Source organism: Algibacter sp. TI.3.09, assembly GCF_038154905.1.
GTDB lineage: Bacteria > Bacteroidota > Bacteroidia > Flavobacteriales > Flavobacteriaceae > Algibacter.
Genome location: NZ_JBAKAN010000059.1, coordinates 1 through 291 on the forward strand (window position 1 = coordinate 1; position 291 = coordinate 291).

The 291-nt window shown below is 33.3% G+C and carries 1 pseudogene; it reads right to left on the bottom strand.

Features of this window, described 5'->3' with window-relative positions:
- Nucleotides 1-261 (bottom strand): annotated as a pseudogene (locus V6246_RS18310) (hypothetical protein); the annotation flags it as partial.
- Nucleotides 262-291 lie beyond the last annotated feature (30 nt).

The following is a 291-nucleotide window of genomic DNA, read 5'->3' on the forward strand; positions in this document are numbered from 1 at the left end:
AGCAGGAGTACTTACATACCCCCAAATATAACCATCTGCAGGATTGTAGGCTGCTGCATTAATATTTCCTGGAGTAACATCTTCTGCTGCGAGAAATGAATTTCCCGAAGCTAAATCAATAGCATAAACATCGTTATACTGAAAAAGATAAGCGCAATAATCACAATTAAAAGGTGTGTTTTGTGAAGTACTTATTAAACTAAATAACAGCGTAGTAAGTACTACTATTTTGTTTTTTAAGGCAGGTAATGTTGTTGTCATGATTTGGGTTTTTATGATACTGTAAATTTA